General features: G+C 70.7%; 16 protein-coding genes and 1 riboswitch. Of the genes, 6 read left to right on the top strand and 10 right to left on the bottom strand.

The annotated features are described in order from the left end of the window. Positions 1 to 13: 13 nt before the first annotated feature. The 5 genes from ACIGXE_RS10415 to ACIGXE_RS10395 all read right to left on the bottom strand — a co-directional run bounded on the left by ACIGXE_RS10415 (position 14) and on the right by ACIGXE_RS10395 (position 3,771). Complete coding sequence (locus tag ACIGXE_RS10415; protein WP_399745540.1) at positions 14 to 493, bottom strand: NUDIX domain-containing protein; 480 nt, start codon at positions 491 to 493, stop codon at positions 14 to 16. A gap of 52 nt (positions 494 to 545) precedes the next feature. Next, positions 546 to 1,439 (bottom strand): LysR family transcriptional regulator, encoded by an 894-nt coding sequence (locus tag ACIGXE_RS10410; protein WP_399745538.1) that lies wholly within the window; start codon positions 1,437 to 1,439, stop codon positions 546 to 548. 241 nt (positions 1,440 to 1,680) lie between these two features. After that, a complete protein-coding gene (locus ACIGXE_RS10405) occupies positions 1,681 to 2,886 on the bottom strand; it encodes a cystathionine gamma-lyase (RefSeq protein ID WP_399745536.1) in 1,206 nt (401 codons plus the stop codon). Then, entirely contained in the window at positions 2,883 to 3,386 is a 504-nt protein-coding gene (locus ACIGXE_RS10400) for a low molecular weight protein-tyrosine-phosphatase (protein WP_399745534.1), read from the bottom strand. Before ACIGXE_RS10400 ends, ACIGXE_RS10405 begins: the two co-directional genes overlap by 4 nt. Positions 3,387 to 3,393: 7 nt before the next feature. Further along, positions 3,394 to 3,771, bottom strand: coding sequence for a phage holin family protein (locus ACIGXE_RS10395; protein WP_399745532.1), 378 nt, complete (start codon positions 3,769 to 3,771; stop codon positions 3,394 to 3,396). 48 nt (positions 3,772 to 3,819) lie between these two features. Here ACIGXE_RS10395 and ACIGXE_RS10390 point away from each other — a divergent pair, with 48 nt between their 5' ends. The 4 genes from ACIGXE_RS10390 (at position 3,820) to ACIGXE_RS10375 (ending at position 6,150) form a co-directional block, all read left to right on the top strand. Beyond that, entirely contained in the window at positions 3,820 to 4,137 is a 318-nt protein-coding gene (locus ACIGXE_RS10390; protein ID WP_365344377.1) for a cupin domain-containing protein, read from the top strand. 179 nt (positions 4,138 to 4,316) lie between these two features. Next, entirely contained in the window at positions 4,317 to 4,529 is a 213-nt protein-coding gene (locus ACIGXE_RS10385; protein ID WP_393006930.1) for a DUF5326 family protein, read from the top strand. Between the two features lie 309 nt (positions 4,530 to 4,838). Next, a complete protein-coding gene (locus ACIGXE_RS10380; protein ID WP_399746331.1) occupies positions 4,839 to 5,576 on the top strand; it encodes an IclR family transcriptional regulator in 738 nt (245 codons plus the stop codon). 139 nt (positions 5,577 to 5,715) lie between these two features. Then, positions 5,716 to 6,150: an SsgA family sporulation/cell division regulator gene (locus ACIGXE_RS10375; protein WP_399746330.1), complete on the top strand. Its 435-nt coding sequence runs from the start codon at positions 5,716 to 5,718 to the stop codon at positions 6,148 to 6,150. Between the two features lie 7 nt (positions 6,151 to 6,157). Here ACIGXE_RS10375 and ACIGXE_RS10370 read toward each other — a convergent pair whose 3' ends face one another. Next, positions 6,158 to 7,537 carry a YibE/F family protein gene (locus ACIGXE_RS10370; RefSeq protein WP_399745530.1) on the bottom strand — a complete coding sequence of 460 codons (1,380 nt, stop codon included), beginning with the start codon at positions 7,535 to 7,537 and terminating at the stop codon, positions 6,158 to 6,160. Between the two features lie 72 nt (positions 7,538 to 7,609). Then, positions 7,610 to 7,756: riboswitch (TPP riboswitch) on the top strand. Between ACIGXE_RS10370 and thiC the strand changes: the two genes are divergently transcribed. After that, the gene (thiC, locus tag ACIGXE_RS10365; protein ID WP_399745528.1) at positions 7,751 to 9,547 is read left to right on the top strand and encodes a phosphomethylpyrimidine synthase ThiC; all 1,797 of its coding nucleotides are present in this window, start codon (positions 7,751 to 7,753) and stop codon (positions 9,545 to 9,547) included. (Overlaps the previous riboswitch by 6 nt.) Before the next feature lie 84 nt (positions 9,548 to 9,631). Here thiC and ACIGXE_RS10360 read toward each other — a convergent pair whose 3' ends face one another. The 3 genes from ACIGXE_RS10360 to ACIGXE_RS10350 all read right to left on the bottom strand — a co-directional run bounded on the left by ACIGXE_RS10360 (position 9,632) and on the right by ACIGXE_RS10350 (position 13,190). Then, positions 9,632 to 10,432 (bottom strand): hypothetical protein, encoded by an 801-nt coding sequence (locus tag ACIGXE_RS10360; RefSeq protein WP_399745526.1) that lies wholly within the window; start codon positions 10,430 to 10,432, stop codon positions 9,632 to 9,634. Between the two features lie 162 nt (positions 10,433 to 10,594). Then, complete coding sequence (locus tag ACIGXE_RS10355; RefSeq protein ID WP_399745524.1) at positions 10,595 to 11,746, bottom strand: metallophosphoesterase; 1,152 nt, start codon at positions 11,744 to 11,746, stop codon at positions 10,595 to 10,597. Positions 11,747 to 12,083: 337 nt separating this feature from the next. Continuing rightward, a complete protein-coding gene (locus tag ACIGXE_RS10350) occupies positions 12,084 to 13,190 on the bottom strand; it encodes a LacI family DNA-binding transcriptional regulator (RefSeq protein ID WP_399745522.1) in 1,107 nt (368 codons plus the stop codon). A gap of 389 nt (positions 13,191 to 13,579) precedes the next feature. Between ACIGXE_RS10350 and hisC the strand changes: the two genes are divergently transcribed. After that, the gene (gene hisC, locus ACIGXE_RS10345) at positions 13,580 to 14,668 is read left to right on the top strand and encodes a histidinol-phosphate transaminase (RefSeq protein ID WP_399745520.1); all 1,089 of its coding nucleotides are present in this window, start codon (positions 13,580 to 13,582) and stop codon (positions 14,666 to 14,668) included. Between the two features lie 23 nt (positions 14,669 to 14,691). On the opposite strand, the gene ACIGXE_RS10340 is transcribed toward hisC, so the two are convergent. Continuing rightward, positions 14,692 to 15,072, bottom strand: coding sequence for a cyclophilin-like fold protein (locus tag ACIGXE_RS10340; protein WP_399745517.1), 381 nt, complete (start codon positions 15,070 to 15,072; stop codon positions 14,692 to 14,694). Positions 15,073 to 15,133 lie beyond the last annotated feature (61 nt).

The raw sequence follows: 15,133 nt of genomic DNA, 5'->3' as shown, positions 1-15,133 counted from the left end.
CGAGGGTCGGGCGTCAGCCCAGGTCTGGGGCGTGCATCGCGCGGACGCCCTCGATGTTGCCGTCGAGGTAGTGGCGCAGCGAGAGCGGGACCAGGTGGACGGCGGCGATCCCGACGCGGCTGAACGGCACGCGCACGATCTCGTACTCGCCGAGCGGCTCCTCGATCTCGGGGCCGTGCCGTCGTGAGGTGTCCATCGATTCCAGGCGGCAGACGAAGAAGTGCTGCACCTTCACCCCGGATACCCCGCCGTCGACGATGTGCTCGACGGTGTCGACGAAGCAGGGGACGACATCGGTGATCTTGGCGCCCAGTTCCTCGTCGACCTCACGGTGCAGGGCCTCGACGACGGTCGAGTCGGTGGCCTCGACTCCGCCACCGGGGGTCACCCAGTAGGGATCCACTCCGGGCTTGGTGCGCTTGATGAGGATCAGGTCGTCCCCGTCGAGCAGGATGGCGCGTGCGGTGCGCTTGACCACAGGTCGTTCGGTCATGGGAAGAAAATGGCCCGCCCTCGCTGTCCTGAAACGCCCGCTGTCCTGAAACTCACCAGTCCCCCGAGGCCCGCAGGAGCCACTCGTGGGCCCGCGCGAGGTGCGGCAGCGCGAGCGTGCCGGTGCGGACCACCAGGAAGTAGGTGCGCAGCGGCGGCACCGGGGGGTCGAGCAGCGCCACGAGCCGCCCCCGCTCCAGGTCCTCCTCGCACAGATAGCGCGGCAGGACGGCGAGCCCCGCTCCGGAGGCCGCGGAGTCCCGGACGGCCCGCAGATCAGGGGCGATCACGGTCGCGGCGGCGGCCGGCTTGGACTCGAAGACGGCGGTCCAGTAGCGGGAGACGAAGGGCAGCGACTCGTGCACCTCGACCACCGGCAGCTGCTCCAGGACGACCGCGCCCTCGCGCAGCACCTCGGGGGAGAGCCGGGCGGCCCAGCGCGGGGCGGCGACGAGGACGTGCTCCTCGTCGCAGAGCGGGGTCGCCGCGAACAGGCCGCCGCGGGGCCGGGCGGTGGCGACGGCCAGGTCGTGGTGGCCGGCGGCCAGCCCGTCGAGGGTCTCCTGCGCGTCGCCGAGGAGCGAGGCCCGGACGGCGAGGCCCTGGGCGACCAGCGGGGTCAGGGCGGGCAGCACCCGCGTGGAGGTGAACTCGGGCGGCCCGGCGACATGGAGGGTGCGTACCCTGCCCTGCTCCTCCGGGCCGCTGCCGGCGATCTCGACGAGCGCGTCCAGATGCGGTGCGGCGCGGTGGGCGAGCTCGTCGCCGACGGTGGTGGGCGTGACGCCACGGGCCCGCCGGAGGAAGAGGGGCCGGCCCAGCTGGCGTTCCAGGGTGCGGATCTGGCTGGTGACGGCCGGCTGGGAGAGGCCGAGGAGCGCGGCGGCGCGGGTGAAGGAGCCGGCCCGGTGCACCGTGACGAAGGTGCGCAGCAGCGTCAGATCCATGCCCGCCCCCTCCCGACCCGTCGGGCGGGCCGTTCGACTCAGGCGGGTCCGTGGACGGCGCCTCAGGACCGTCCAACTATAAATAAGTCGATAGGTCGCTGTCGCTACCGTGATTGGACACTGACGCAGAGTCAACTAGCCTTGTTCGGGCGGTTGTCCGCCGAGGAATCCGCTGGGGGACAGGGGCGTTCCGAGCCACGAGGGGGGAGGCTCGGAGCGCCCCTGTCCGCGTGCGCGCCGCCTATCCGGCGCCCTTGGCCGCCTCGTCGAGGGCCCGCAGCACGTCGGCGATCAGGTCCTCGGGATCCTCCGCGCCCACCGAGAAGCGCACGAAGCCCTCGGGCACGGCGTCCCCGCCCCAGCGTCCGCGCCGCTCGGCCGTGGACCGCACACCGCCGAAGCTGGTCGCGTCGTCGACCAGGCGGAGCGCGTCGAGGAAGCGGTCGGCCCACTCCCGGTCGGGCAGGACGAAGGAGACGACCGAGCCGAAGCGCCGCATCTGACGGGCGGCCACCTCGTGCGAGGGGTCGCCGGGGAGCCCCGGGTGGCGCAGCCCGGTCACGTCCCCGTGGGCGGCCAGCGCCTCGGCGAGGGCGAGGGCGGTGGCGCACTGCCGGTCGATCCGCAACGGGAGGGTGGCCAGGGAACGGTGGGCGAGCCAGGCCTCCATCGGCCCTGGGATCGCGCCGACGATCTTGCGCCAGCGCCGTACCTCGGCGGCCCGCTCCGGATCGCGGCAGCTGACGTGCCCGAGCAGGATGTCGCCGTGCCCGGTCAGGCCCTTGGTGTCACTGGCGACGGAGAAGTCGGCGCCCAGCTGGAGCGGCCGCTGGCCGAGCGGGGTGGCCAGGGTGTTGTCCACAGCGACGAGTGCCCCGGCCTCGTGGGCGGCGGCGACCATGCGGCGCACGTCGCACACGTCGAGTCCAGGGTTGGACGGGGTCTCCAGCCACAGCAGCTTCGCCCCGGCGAGCACGGACAGCTGGGCGTCCCCGCCGGTCGGGGCGGTGCGCACCTCGATGCCGTACGCGCGCATCTGCTCGTGCAGCAGGGGCAGTGCCTGGTAGCCGTCGTCGGGGAGGACGACGGCGTCGCCGGACCTGAGCTGGGAGAGCAGGACGGCGGAGACGGCGGCCATGCCGGAGGCGAAGACCAGCGTCTCGACGCCGCTCTCCCCCGGTGCCTCCAACTCGCCGATGGCGCGTTCCAGATGGGTCCACGTCGGGTTCTCGTCGCGGCCGTAGGTGTACGGCCCGGTCGGGTCGCCGGGCAGGTGGAAGTGGGCCGCGAAGACCGGCCCGGGCAGGGTGGGCTCGTACTTCACGGGCGCGGGGAGGCCGGCCCGCACCGCCCTCGTGCCCTCACCGAGGCGCCCGGGCCGGTCCGCGCCGAGCCCCTCCGCCCCGTTTCCTCCGGTTCCGGTTCCGGGTCCGTCGGTCCCGCTCATGTCGTCGGCTCTCCGATCTCGTCGCCCACCGCGGTGCGCACCGCGGCGAGCAGTCCCTCGCTCGCCGCCTCCAGCATCTCCAGGCATTCCTCGAAGCCCTCGTGATCACCGTAATAGGGGTCGGGCACGTCGAGGTCGGCGCCCGCCCCGGTGTCGTAGGAGCGCAGCAGGCGTATCTTCGCGGCGTCCTCCGGGGTGGGGGCGAGCCGCCGCAACTCCCGCGCATGGCCCTCGTCGAGGGCTATCACCAGGTCGAGCGCGGGGAACCAGGAGGCGCGGAACTGCCGGGCGGTGTGCTCGGACCCGTATCCATGGGCGTCGAGCACGGCGACGGTGCGCGGGTCGGCGCCGTCCCCCTCGTACCAGCCTCCGGTGCCGGCGCTGTCCACCTCCACCGCGCCGGCCAGGCCGGCCTCGGCCACGCGGGCACGGAAGACGTGCTCGGCCATCGGCGAGCGGCAGATGTTGCCCGTGCAGACGAAACAGACGCGGTAGCTCATGGCGGCCTCAGTCGTTGTCGGGCAGGACGACGTTCAGCGCCCAGGAGACGACGGAGATGATCAGGCCGCCGAGCACGGCGGTCCAGAAGCCCTCCACGTGGAAGCTGAGGTCGAGCTGCTCGGCCAGCCAGGACGTCAGGAGCAGCATGAGCGCGTTGACGACCAGGGTGATCAGCCCGAGCGTGAGGAGGAAGAGGGGGAACGTGAGCAGCTTCACGATCGGCTTCACCAGGAAGTTCACCAGGCCGAAGACCAGAGCGACCAGGATGAGGGTCCAGGCCTTCTTGGCGGTGCTGTCCCCGGTCAGAGTGATGTCCTGCAGCAGCCAGATGGCCACTCCCAGAGCGCCCGCGTTCGCGAGCGTCTTGACGACGAAATTCTTCATGTGTCAGATCGTGGCAGACATGATCCGGCCAGGGCAGGGGCGTACAAGATGAAGGCATTCCGACTGGACGAGCTGGAGGCGGAGCGGGCGGCCAACGACGGCGCCTACCTGCAGTTCCTGCGTGAGCGGAACATGTCGGTGGGCCTGTACGCACTCGACGCGGGGCAGCTCGACCCGCAGCGGCCGCACGGTCAGGACGAGGTGTACTTCGTGGTGAGCGGCCGGGCCTCGATCACCGTGGGGGACGAGACGACCCAGGTGGCGCGGGGCAGCGTGGTGTACGTGCCGGCGGGCGTGCCGCACAGGTTCCACCACATCACCGAGGACCTGCGGGTGATGGTGGTCTTCTCGCCGCCGGAGGGCTGACGGGCGCGCTGTCTCGGGGACGGGGTGCCGGGGTCCCTTAGGGGTCGGATCAGGGAAGAGGGAGGGCCGTGAGCGCCCCGTTCGCTCGGTGTCCGCCCCTAGCATCGAAGGTGTCCGGCGCAGGGAGCGCCGACGGACCTTCGGGCTCGGTCTTCGGAGATGAGGTAAGCGCAATGGCGGTGAAGGAGATTCTCGCGGGGATGCCGTGGTGGGTGAAGTGGATCGCCATACCCGTCATCGCTCTGGTCGTCTTCGGCGGTCTGATCACCAGCGTCCTGACCTTCGTGGTCGGTCTGCTGTTCAAGCTGCTGGTGTTCGTGGCCCTGGTCGGAGGCCTGATCTACGTGGTCCGCAAGTTCACGTCCTCGTCGTCCTCCCGCGAGGACTGGTAGGGCGGCGCGGCCGAAGGCTCCGGGACCCCGGCGGCACGGCCGAGTAGCACAAGTTACCGACCGGTATGGAACGGCTGCCGGGGATTAGCCCGGCCGAGGGAACGTGCAGGTAGAAACCCCGTGGGCCTGCGAAGGCTGCCATTAGAGTGGAAATCTCTGCCGCCCCGGGAGCCTCAGGGGTAGACCCTTTCCATCGGTCCCAGGCCGCGGCGGGCGCGCGGGGGCGGCCCCCGCGGGCGGGTGCGACGCACTCGTCGACTCGCCTGGGGGTGACCTTTGGCCACTGTTTCGCAGTCCGCTGCTCCCACCCTGATCGGTTCGGTGCAAAGGGCGCTGAGACTGCTGGAGGCCGTGGGTTCCCACGAGGACGGGGCCCCCGCCAAGCAGCTCGCGCGTGAGGCGGGACTGCCGCTTCCCACCGCGTACCACCTGCTCCGCACCCTGACGCACGAGGGCTATCTGCGCCGGGAGAAGGGTGTGTTCGTCTTCGGCGACGCCGCCGGCCGCCTGGTCGGCGGCGGAGTTCTGCAGAATCGTCGCACCACCATCGAAGACTCTCTCGCCCACTGGCGGGACTCCATCGGAGTGCCCGTCTATTTCGCGATCTACCGCGAGGGTGAGATCGAGCTCGTCTCCGTCGCCGACACCCCGTCAGCTCCGGCCGTCGAGGAGTGGGCCGACTTCCGGGAGACCGGCCACGCACACGCCATCGGGCAGTGTCTGCTGAGTCAACTGGATCTGAAGAGTCGTCAAGACCACCTCGACCGACATCCGGTGGAAGCCATCACGCCGTTTACCGTGCGTAATCGCCGTTCCCTTTTGGACCGTTTGAGCGGTATGGGGCGAATGGAGCCCCTGGTGGAGCGTCAGGAATATGCGCTGGGCACGGTCTGTGCCGCGATTCCCATCACGGCGGGGTCCACGGCGGCCGCCATGGCGATTTCCCTGCCCCTTCACCAGGAAGAACGGTTGCTGCCCGCGATCGATCGACTACAGAGCGAGATCGGGAAACTGTTCAGCTCGCTCGCTTTCTCTATCAGTATCTGAAAAATCACTCCTTGTGATCCGCTAAGGCGTACAGCACGATTGCGTCAAGAGGGCCATGGGGGATCATTCCTGGCCGTTTCGACCACAGCTTTTTCAGCAGCGTGTTCACACAACGGCTCCATCTACTGCGGGGTACATGATGCGCGAGACGGTTCAGGCCGAGGTCCTGATGAGCTTCCTCGTCTCCGAGGAGCTCTCCTTCCGGATCCCAGTGGAGCTGCGATACGAGACCCGCGATCCCTATGCGGTGCGGATGACCTTCCACCTTCCCGGAGACGCCCCGGTGACCTGGGCGTTCGGCCGGGAGCTGTTGCTCGACGGGATCGCCCGCCCCAGCGGCGACGGTGACGTCCACATCGCCCCGACCGATCCCGAAGCGCTGTCCGACGTGATCATCCGGCTTCAGGTCGGCGCCGACCGCGCGCTGTTCCGGGCGAGCGCGCCGCCGCTGGTCGCCTTCCTCGACCGTACGGACAAGCTCGTGCCGCTCGGTCAGGAACAGACCCTGGGTGACTTCGAGGACAGCCTGGAGGCGGCGCTCGGGCGCATCCTGGCCGAGGAGAACGCCGGCTGAGCCCGCGTCACTTCGCGCGGCGGCGGCGTCCGCCCCGGCCCGGGCGCTGCTGTCCGGCCTCCGGACGGTCGGCCGACACCACCAGCGCCGCGAGGCCGGTGGTGACCGGCACCGAGGCGACCAGACCGATCGATCCGATCAGCGTGCGGACGATCTCCTCCGCGACCAGCTCGCTGTTGGCCACCGTCCCCACGCTGCTCTGCGCGATCGAGAAGAGCAGCATCAGCGGCAGCGCCGCGCCGGCGTAGGCGAGGACCAGGGTGTTCACCACCGAGGCGATGTGGTCGCGGCCGATCCGGATGCCGGCCCGGTAGAGCGCCCGCGGCCCCATGCGGGGATCCGCCTGGTGCAGCTCCCACACCGCCGAGGTCTGGGTGACGGTCACGTCGTCGAGCACGCCCAGCGAACCGATGATGACCCCGGCGAGCAGCAGACCGGACATGTCGATCTCCGGGTAGAGCCCGTGGATGAGACCGGTGTTGTCGTCGGTGTTGCCGGTGAGCGAGGCCCAGCCGATGAAGAACGAGCCGAGCAGCCCGATCAGCAGCAGCGACACCAGCGTGCCCAGTACCGCCACCGAGGTACGGGCCGACAGGCCGTGGCACATGTAGAGCGCGATCAGCATGATCGCGCTCGCGCCGACGATGGCGACCAGCAGCGGATTCGACCCCTGGATGATCGCCGGCAGGATGAAGAAGGACAGCACCAGGAAGCTCACGGCGAGGGCGATCAGCGCCATCACGCCGCGCATCCGGCCGACGATCACCACCGCGAGCGCGAAGATGCCCGCCAGCACGTAGAGCGGCAGCTTCCGGTTCACGTCGGTGACCGAGTACTGCAGGTCGTGCGGGGCGTCGGGGGCGTACGCCACCACCACGCCCTGTCCTTCGTGGAGTTGACGGGGCGCGTCCGGCTGCACGATCTCGGTGAAGGTACGGCCCTTCTCCGGGCCGGTGGTGACCATGACGGTCGCCTTCTCGCACTGCCCCTGCTGCCCGTTGACCGCCTCCCGCCCCTCCGGGGTGGAGGTGTCGCCGGTCGGCGGGACCTGGGCGACGTTCACGTCCTTGCAGTCGACGTGCAGGACGCGGGTGACCCGGCCCTGCTCGGTCTGCCGGTCGAAACCGACGCCCGTGCGCTGGTGCGTGGGGGTGCTGCCCGGCCACAGCACCAGGAGCCCGACGACCACGGCGGTCGCGAACGGGATGAGGATCGCCGCGATGACCTTCCGCAGATGCCGGGAGACCGGTGCGGCGGGCCCGTGGCTGTGCGCATGACTGTGCCCGTGACCGTCGGTCCCGCCCCCGCGGCCCTGCCCAGGCCCGTGGTCGTGCCCGTTGCCGGGCCCGTGGTCGTGGGGATCGTGGGGCTGATGCGTCGAAGTCACCGACCGATCATCGCAAGAACACTCGGGGCCCCACTGTTCAGCACGGCCGACATGACGCTAGCGTGGTGGCACCTTTGCACACGCGGGAGCTCGGAGCACCGGGCTGAGAGGGCGCTGATCACCGTACGCGCGTACCGATGTACGTACGGGAGGAGGCTGCGCCGACCGCCGAACCTGTTACCGGGTAATGCCGGCGTAGGGAGATTCGGTCTCATGACCATTCAGGATGCACGCACGCCTGCCTCCGACCGGGCGGACGGCCAGAACGGCCAGGGCGAGCGCACGCCGGGTTGGCACAAGGGATACGTCGAGGGCTCCCGCCCCGACATCCGGGTGCCCGTCCGCCAGGTGCACCTCACCAACGGCAAGGACGTGACGCTGTACGACACGTCCGGTCCGTACACCGACCCGACCATCGACACCGACGTCCGGCGCGGCCTGCCGCCCCTGCGCGAGAACTGGATCATCGCGCGCGGCGACACCGAGGAGTACCCGGGCCGTCCCGTCCGCCCCGAGGACGACGGCATCAAGCACACCTCGCCCCGCGGCGGCGGGCTGAAGAACCTCGACGCGGTCTTCCCGGGCCGTCCGCGGCTGCCCCGCCGGGGCCGGGACGGCGCGGCCGTCACGCAGCTCGCGTACGCCCGCCGTGGCGAGATCACGCCGGAGATGGAGTACGTCGCGATCCGCGAGAACGTCTCCCCCGAGGTGGTACGGGAGGAGATCGCGGCCGGCCGCGCCGTGCTTCCGGCCAACGTGAACCACCCGGAGATCGAGCCGATGATCATCGGCAAGCGGTTCCTGGTGAAGGTCAACGCCAACATCGGCAACTCCGCGGTGACCTCCTCCATCGAGGAGGAGGTGGAGAAGATGACCTGGGCGACCAAGTGGGGCGCCGACACGGTCATGGACCTGTCCACCGGCCGCAACATCCACACCACCCGCGAGTGGGTGCTGCGCAACTCCCCCGTGCCGATCGGCACCGTGCCGCTCTACCAGGCCCTGGAGAAGGTCGACGGCAAGGCCGAGGAGCTGACCTGGGAGATCTACAAGGACACGGTCATCGAGCAGGCCGAGCAGGGCGTCGACTACATGACCGTGCACGCCGGCGTGCTGCTGCCGTACGTGCCGCTCACCGCCCGCCGCAAGACCGGCATCGTCTCCCGCGGCGGCTCGATCATGGCAGCCTGGTGTCTCGCGCACCACAAGGAGAACTTCCTCTACACGAACTTCGAGGAGCTCTGCGAGATCCTCGCGGCGTACGACGTCACGTACTCGCTCGGCGACGGCCTGCGGCCCGGCTCGATCGCGGACGCCAACGACGCGGCGCAGTTCGCCGAGCTGAAGACCCTGGGCGAGCTCAACACCATCGCCAAGCGCCACAACGTGCAGACGATGATCGAGGGCCCGGGTCACGTCCCGATGCACAAGATCAAGGAGAACATCGACCTCCAGCAGGAGATCTGCGAGGAGGCGCCGTTCTACACGCTCGGCCCGCTGACCACGGACGTCGCCCCGGCGTACGACCACATCACCTCGGGCATCGGCGCGGCGATGATCGCCTGGTGGGGCACGGCGATGCTCTGCTACGTCACGCCCAAGGAGCACCTGGGCCTGCCGAACAAGGACGACGTGAAGACCGGCGTCATCACGTACAAGATCGCGGCGCACGCGGCGGACCTGGCCAAGGGCCACCCGGGCGCGCAGGAGTGGGACGACGCCCTGTCCGACGCGCGGTTCGAGTTCCGCTGGGAGGACCAGTTCAACCTGGCGATGGACCCGGACACGGCGCGTGAGTTCCACGACGAGACGCTGCCGGCCGAGCCCGCGAAGACGGCGCACTTCTGCTCGATGTGCGGCCCGAAGTTCTGCTCGATGAAGATCTCGCAGGACATCCGCCGTGAGCACGGCGGCGACCTGAAGGCGGACGAGATCGAGGCGGGCATGGCCGCGAAGTCGGCCGAGTTCGCGGCGTCCGGCAACCGGGTCTACCTCCCGATGGCGGACTGAGCCCGTCCCGCCGACCGGTGGCGGCCCGCGACCCTCGGGGGAGTCGCGGGCCGTCGCCTCCGGTACCCGAGCGCCCCCTGAGGGTCACTCGGACCGTCGCTCCGGCGGGCCGAAGTCCGGGCTCGTGAAGTCGGGGCTCATGTACGTCGGGCGGGGTGCCGGATCGCCCGCGTTGGGGCTGGTGAAGTCCGGGCCGCTGTACCCGACCTTCGGTATGCGGCCGGCCGGGGGCGGCGTCGACCGCTCCCTCTGCGGCGGTACGGCGAGGGCGTCGCGGAGAAAGGGCAGGATCCCGCGCTCCAGGAGCGCCTGGCACCAGGCCGCCCTGGCGCGCGCCAACTCGTCGTCGGGGCCCGGGGCATGGACCTCCGTCGCGCTGTTGCGCAGGGCGGTGACCAGCAGTCCGGCCGCCGCGCAGAGCAGACCGGCCGCGCCGACGGCGCCGAAGAAGAGGCCCGCGGTGAGCAGGGTGTCGGCGAAGGCGGGTGCCGGGTCCAGCATCTTCAGGACCGCGCCGACCAGCAGGAAGATCACCGCCGCCGTGCCCGCGAGGATCGGGGCGAGGACGGTGACGACCGCGACGGCGCCCGCGCCGGCCACGGCGCCGGCCTCGACCGGCACCTCGGTCGCACCGCTCGCCATGGCGCTGCCCGCCGAGCGGACCTGCTCACGGACCTTCACGAAGTGGTCGTACTCGACCGCGGCGGCGGTCGTGATCAGGGCTGTCGCGTTCAGCGCCATCGCGCGCAGCTGGGTGGTGGTGAGCCTGGTTCCGACCTCGGCGAGATCCGGGCGGTCGTGTGCGGTGCGCAGTGCGTCGTCGAGGACCCGCTCGAACTCGGCGCGGTCCTCGGTCAGCAGGTGCGGAGCCACGTTCATGTGCATCCCCCGATGCTCCGTAAGGGCCGGAACCGGCCGCGGGGAACGGCAGGTCGGGCGGAAACGGAGGAGAGCCTGCTACGGATGAGCCGATGGTATTGCGGTAACGGCACGCGGTGACAGGGTGTTTCGGGAAATCGCCTTCCCCGGATGCGTACGGTTAATGCGTCAGGTCGGGAGGGGGAGTTGGACGACCAGCAGCTTTCCGGCCATGGTCACTCCGCCGTCCATCGCGATGGCGAGCCCGTCGGCGTAGACGTGCGGGCCGTCCACGACCGGACGCTCGCCCTCGTCGCCGTCCTCGGTGCCGACCTGGCCGAGAAGGTACGGAATGGGGCTGTGCCCGTGCACGATCCGGCGGCCGCCGTACGTGCCGAGCAGCTCCTGCACCGCCTGCGGACCCGCGGCCTCGTCGCGGAAGGCGAAGCGCTTGGTGAACTTCCGGAAGAGGTCCCAGACCTCGTCCGCGTCGTTCCGGGTGAGGATCTCGTGGACCTTGTCGTTGACGTCCTCGATGGTCTGGCCGTACTCCAGGTACGCGGTGGTGTCGGAGTGCAGCAGCAGGTGCCCGTCCTCCTCCACCACGGCGTCGAGCCGGGACATCCACTGGAGGTGCACGTCCTGGAGGCGGTCCATGTCGTGCTTCTGGCCGCCGTTGAGCAGCCAGGCGGCCTGGAAGGTGGCGGTGCCGGCGCCGGAGCTGACCGGCGTGTCGCCGAACCGCTTGGCGCCGATGAGCAGCAGCTCGTGGTTGCCCATCAGGGCCTTGCAGTAGCCGCCGGCGGCGGCGGCCTCGGCGGACAGGCGCATGACCAGGTCGATCACGCCGATGCCGTCGGGACCGCGGTCCGTGAAGTCGCCGAGGAACCACAGGCGCGCGTTGCCGGCGGACCAGTTGCCGTTCTCGTCGATGAGGCCCTGGGCGTGGAGGGCCGCGAGCAGCTCGTCCAGGTAGCCGTGGACGTCGCCGACGACGAAGAGCGGGCCGGGGCCGTCCGGGTTGGCGGGGACCGGCTGCGGCGCGGGGGTCACCTGGACCTGCACCGTGTCGCCCCGGTTGATGACCGGCAGGTCGCGCTCGGTCGGGGTGTAGCCCTCGGGCGGCTCGTCGTCGGGGTACGCGTTGCCGGGGTGCCCGACGGAGCTGAGGTGGAGCGTGGCGTCGGCCGGGGCCGGCGAGGCGGCCGGGGAGGCCGGGGCGGCGCTGGGGAACGGGTCGACCGAGTGGCCCTGGACGGGCACCCGGGCGTACGGAGGTACACGGAAGTCACGCAACGTCGCCGTGCGCACCACGGGTTCCTGTCCGGCCCCCTGTGTCATCGACCCCTCCACCACCGTCGCGATGCCCTGCACATCGCGGACCGTCCTGGTCGGGGTGGTCCGCGGTGTCGTCCGCCCATCATAGGAATGAGGGTCCTCCTGTGTGACGCACCAGGGGTGGTGAATCCGGGTCCACTCCGGGTTCATCGGTTGTTTCGCCCGAATTGGGAAGGTCCAGGCCAGGGAAGGGACCGGGCCGCCCGCAGGTTTGCGCCCGACCCGTTCCCCGAGCGCGGCCCCGGCGCCGCCCCTCTCCGTCCCCCTCGGGCCTCTTCGGGCGTCTCCCGGGGCCTCCCCGCCCCGATCCCGGCGCGCGTCTCCCCTCCGCCGCTCCGGATCAGTCCTTCGAGGGAGTCCTCGGCGGGCTCACCGTCGTCCGCGGCGACCGGCGCTGCGAGGAGGTGCGGACGATCAGCTCCGTCGGTATCACCTGCTCCACCGGGCCGTCCGTCTCGATCCCCTCGATGGCGTCGATGAGGAGCTGGACGACGGCGGTGCCGATCCGGCGCGGCTTGAGCGAGAGCGTCGTGATCGGCGGCTCCGTGTTGGCGTAGACGGTCGACTCGCTGCAGCACACCAGCAGCAGGTCGTCCGGCACGCGCAGTCCGTAGCGGCGGGCCGCCGCGAGCAGGTCGGTGCCGTTGGGGTCGAAGAGTCCGTACACGGCGTCGGGGCGGTCCGGGCGGGCGAGCAGCCGGTCGGCCGCGACGGCGCCCGCGCACGGGTCGTGCGCCGGATAGGCCTCGTAGACGGGGTCCTGGCCCACCCGCTCGCACCAGTTGAGGTACGCGGTGGTGGAGAGCCGGGTGTACGTGTCGGTGGTGGTGCCGGTGAGCAGGCCGATCCTGCGGGCGCCGGCGGCGGCGAGGTGGTCGAGCAGGTCGAGGACGGCCGCCTCGTGGTCGTTGTCGACCCAGGCGGTGACCGGCAGGGTGCCGGCCGGGCGTCCGTCGGAGACGACGGGCAGCCCTTGGCGGACGAGTTCGGTGACGACGGGGTCGTGGTCGGAGGGGTCGATGACGACGGTGCCGTCCAGGGCGACGTTCGACCAGACGTCGTGACGGGAGGTGGCGGGGAGGATGACGAGGGCGTAGCCGCGGGCGAGCGCGGCCGAGGTGGCGGCTCTGGCCATCTCCGCGAAGTAGGCGAATTCGGTGAAGGTGAAAGGTTCATCCCCGTACGTCGTCACGGTCAGGCCGATGAGTCCCGACTTGCCCGTACGGAGCGTGCGGGCCGCGGCGGACGGGCGGTAGCCCAGCCGGTCTGCGACCTCGCGGACGTGACGGCGGGTGGCGTCCGGGAGCCGGCCCTTGCCGTTGAGCGCGTCGGAGACAGTCGTGATGGAGACCCCGGCGGCGGCGGCCACGTCCCGGATGCCCGCCCGGCCCTGCCGGCTTCCCCGGGTCTGTGCCCGGCTCACCTGGTGCTTCCCTGCTGCTGTCATGGCGAGCCGATAGTAGGGCGAGGGAGGTGGGTCGAGCCGGTCGCATATGCAGGCATTGACAGGCACGTTTCTGCATGATCATCGACAGCCAACCGCCTTGGAAATCACGGAACTTCAGGTCAGAGGCATGGGACCAGGAGTCCCAGGTGCCCATGCACCTGGCAAGAGGGCGAGGTCTCGAAGAGGTCTCAACTCACCTCTACGGGCGATGCGCGCCACGGCGTTCGCCACCGGCGCACGCCACCCCTGTGCGCGCTCCCCGGGCTGCGGCCCGGGAGCCGCCGCGCTCCCGCCGTTGCCGCTCTGTTGTCCACAGGCCATTCGCAGGGGAGGCGAATCCTCATAAGGTGAGGAGTATTGGTGGTACGGATCGTCGAGGAGGACACACTGTGAGCGAGACCAGCGGGACGAGCCCGAAGCTGCGCGCCGAGCTGGACGGCATCCCCACCTACAAGCCGGGCAAGCCGGCCGCCGCGGGTGGTCCGGTCGCCTTCAAGCTGTCCTCCAACGAGAACCCGTATCCGCCGCTGCCGGGCGTGATGGAGAGCGCGCTGGCCGCCGCCGCGAACTTCAACCGTTACCCGGACATGGCCTGCACGGGTCTGATGGAGGAGCTGGCCGACCGCTTCGGCGTGCCGGTGACGCACCTGGCGACCGGCACCGGCTCGGTCGGCGTGGCGCAGTCCCTGGTGCAGTCGACCGCGGGCCCCGGCGACGAGGTGATGTTCGCCTGGCGCTCCTTCGAGGCGTACCCGATCATCACGCAGATCAGCGGGGCGACCGCGGTGCAGGTGCCGCTGACCGAGGGCGATGTGCACGACCTCGACGCGATGGCCGCGGCGATCACCGACCGGACCCGGCTGATCTTCGTCTGCAACCCCAACAACCCCACGGGCACCGCAGTGCGCCGTGCGGAGCTGGAGCGCTTCCTGGACCGGGTGCCCTCCGACATCCTGGTGGTGATCGACGAGGCGTACCGCGAGTTCGTGCGCGACACCGACATCCCGGACGGCATCGAGCTCTACCGCGACCGGCCGAACGTGGCGGTGCTGCGGACCTTCTCGAAGGCGTACGGGCTGGCCGGCCTGCGGGTGGGCTTCGCGGTCGCCCACGAGCCGGTGGCGGCGGCGCTGCGCAAGACGGCGGTGCCGTTCGGGGTGAGCCAGCTCGCGCAGGACGCGGCGGTGGCCTCGCTGCGGGCGGAGGACGAGCTGCTCGGGCGGGTCGGCTCGCTGGTGGCGGAGCGCGAGCGGGTCCATGCGGGGCTCGTGGCCCAGGGCTGGACCGTGCCGGACACCCAGGCGAACTTCGTCTGGCTGCGGCTCGGCGAGCGGACCATGGACTTCGCGGCGGAGTGCGAGCGGCACGGCGTCGTGGTGCGGCCGTTCGCGGGTGAGGGCGTGCGCGTCACGATCGGTGAGTGCGAGGCGAACGACCTGTTCCTGAAGGCGGCGGAGGGCTTCCGCAAGGAGGGCTGATCAGCCCTGGAGGGTTCTCCCCCCTAGTCGGTGACGAGTTCCACGCGGATCGGGTCGCCGTCCCTGACGGTGGCCAGGATCCGGGGGTCCCCGTCCAGGGTCCCCAGGATGTTGCAGGGGCTCGCGAGCCGCGGCTCGTCGCCGCGCGAGATCGGGGTGGGGCCGTAAGGGAGGGCGAGCGCGTCGCCCTCCGTCCAGAAGGCCACCGTGCCCGGCGCGACGACCTGACGGGCGTCGGCTTCGAGCGGCACGGAGACCGGAGTGTCGAAGTAGACCTCCTCGCCCCAGGTCCGGGCGGTGGAGGCGATCGGAAGAGCCCCCGCGAGCGCCTTGCTCGTGGGGGTTTCGTCGATGGTGGCCGTGGTGTGGCCGGCGGGCCATGAGATGCGTATCCGAAGGGTCATGGGCCCGATTCAACAATATGTTGAAGGTCTGGGGAAGGGGTGGCCTTCGGTAGGGGGACCC

Source organism: Streptomyces sp. NPDC053431 (assembly GCF_044544925.1).
Classification (GTDB): Bacteria; Actinomycetota; Actinomycetes; order Streptomycetales; family Streptomycetaceae; genus Streptomyces.
The sequence above is the reverse complement of the archived record's forward strand: the minus strand, read 5'-3'. Positions and strand labels throughout refer to the sequence as shown.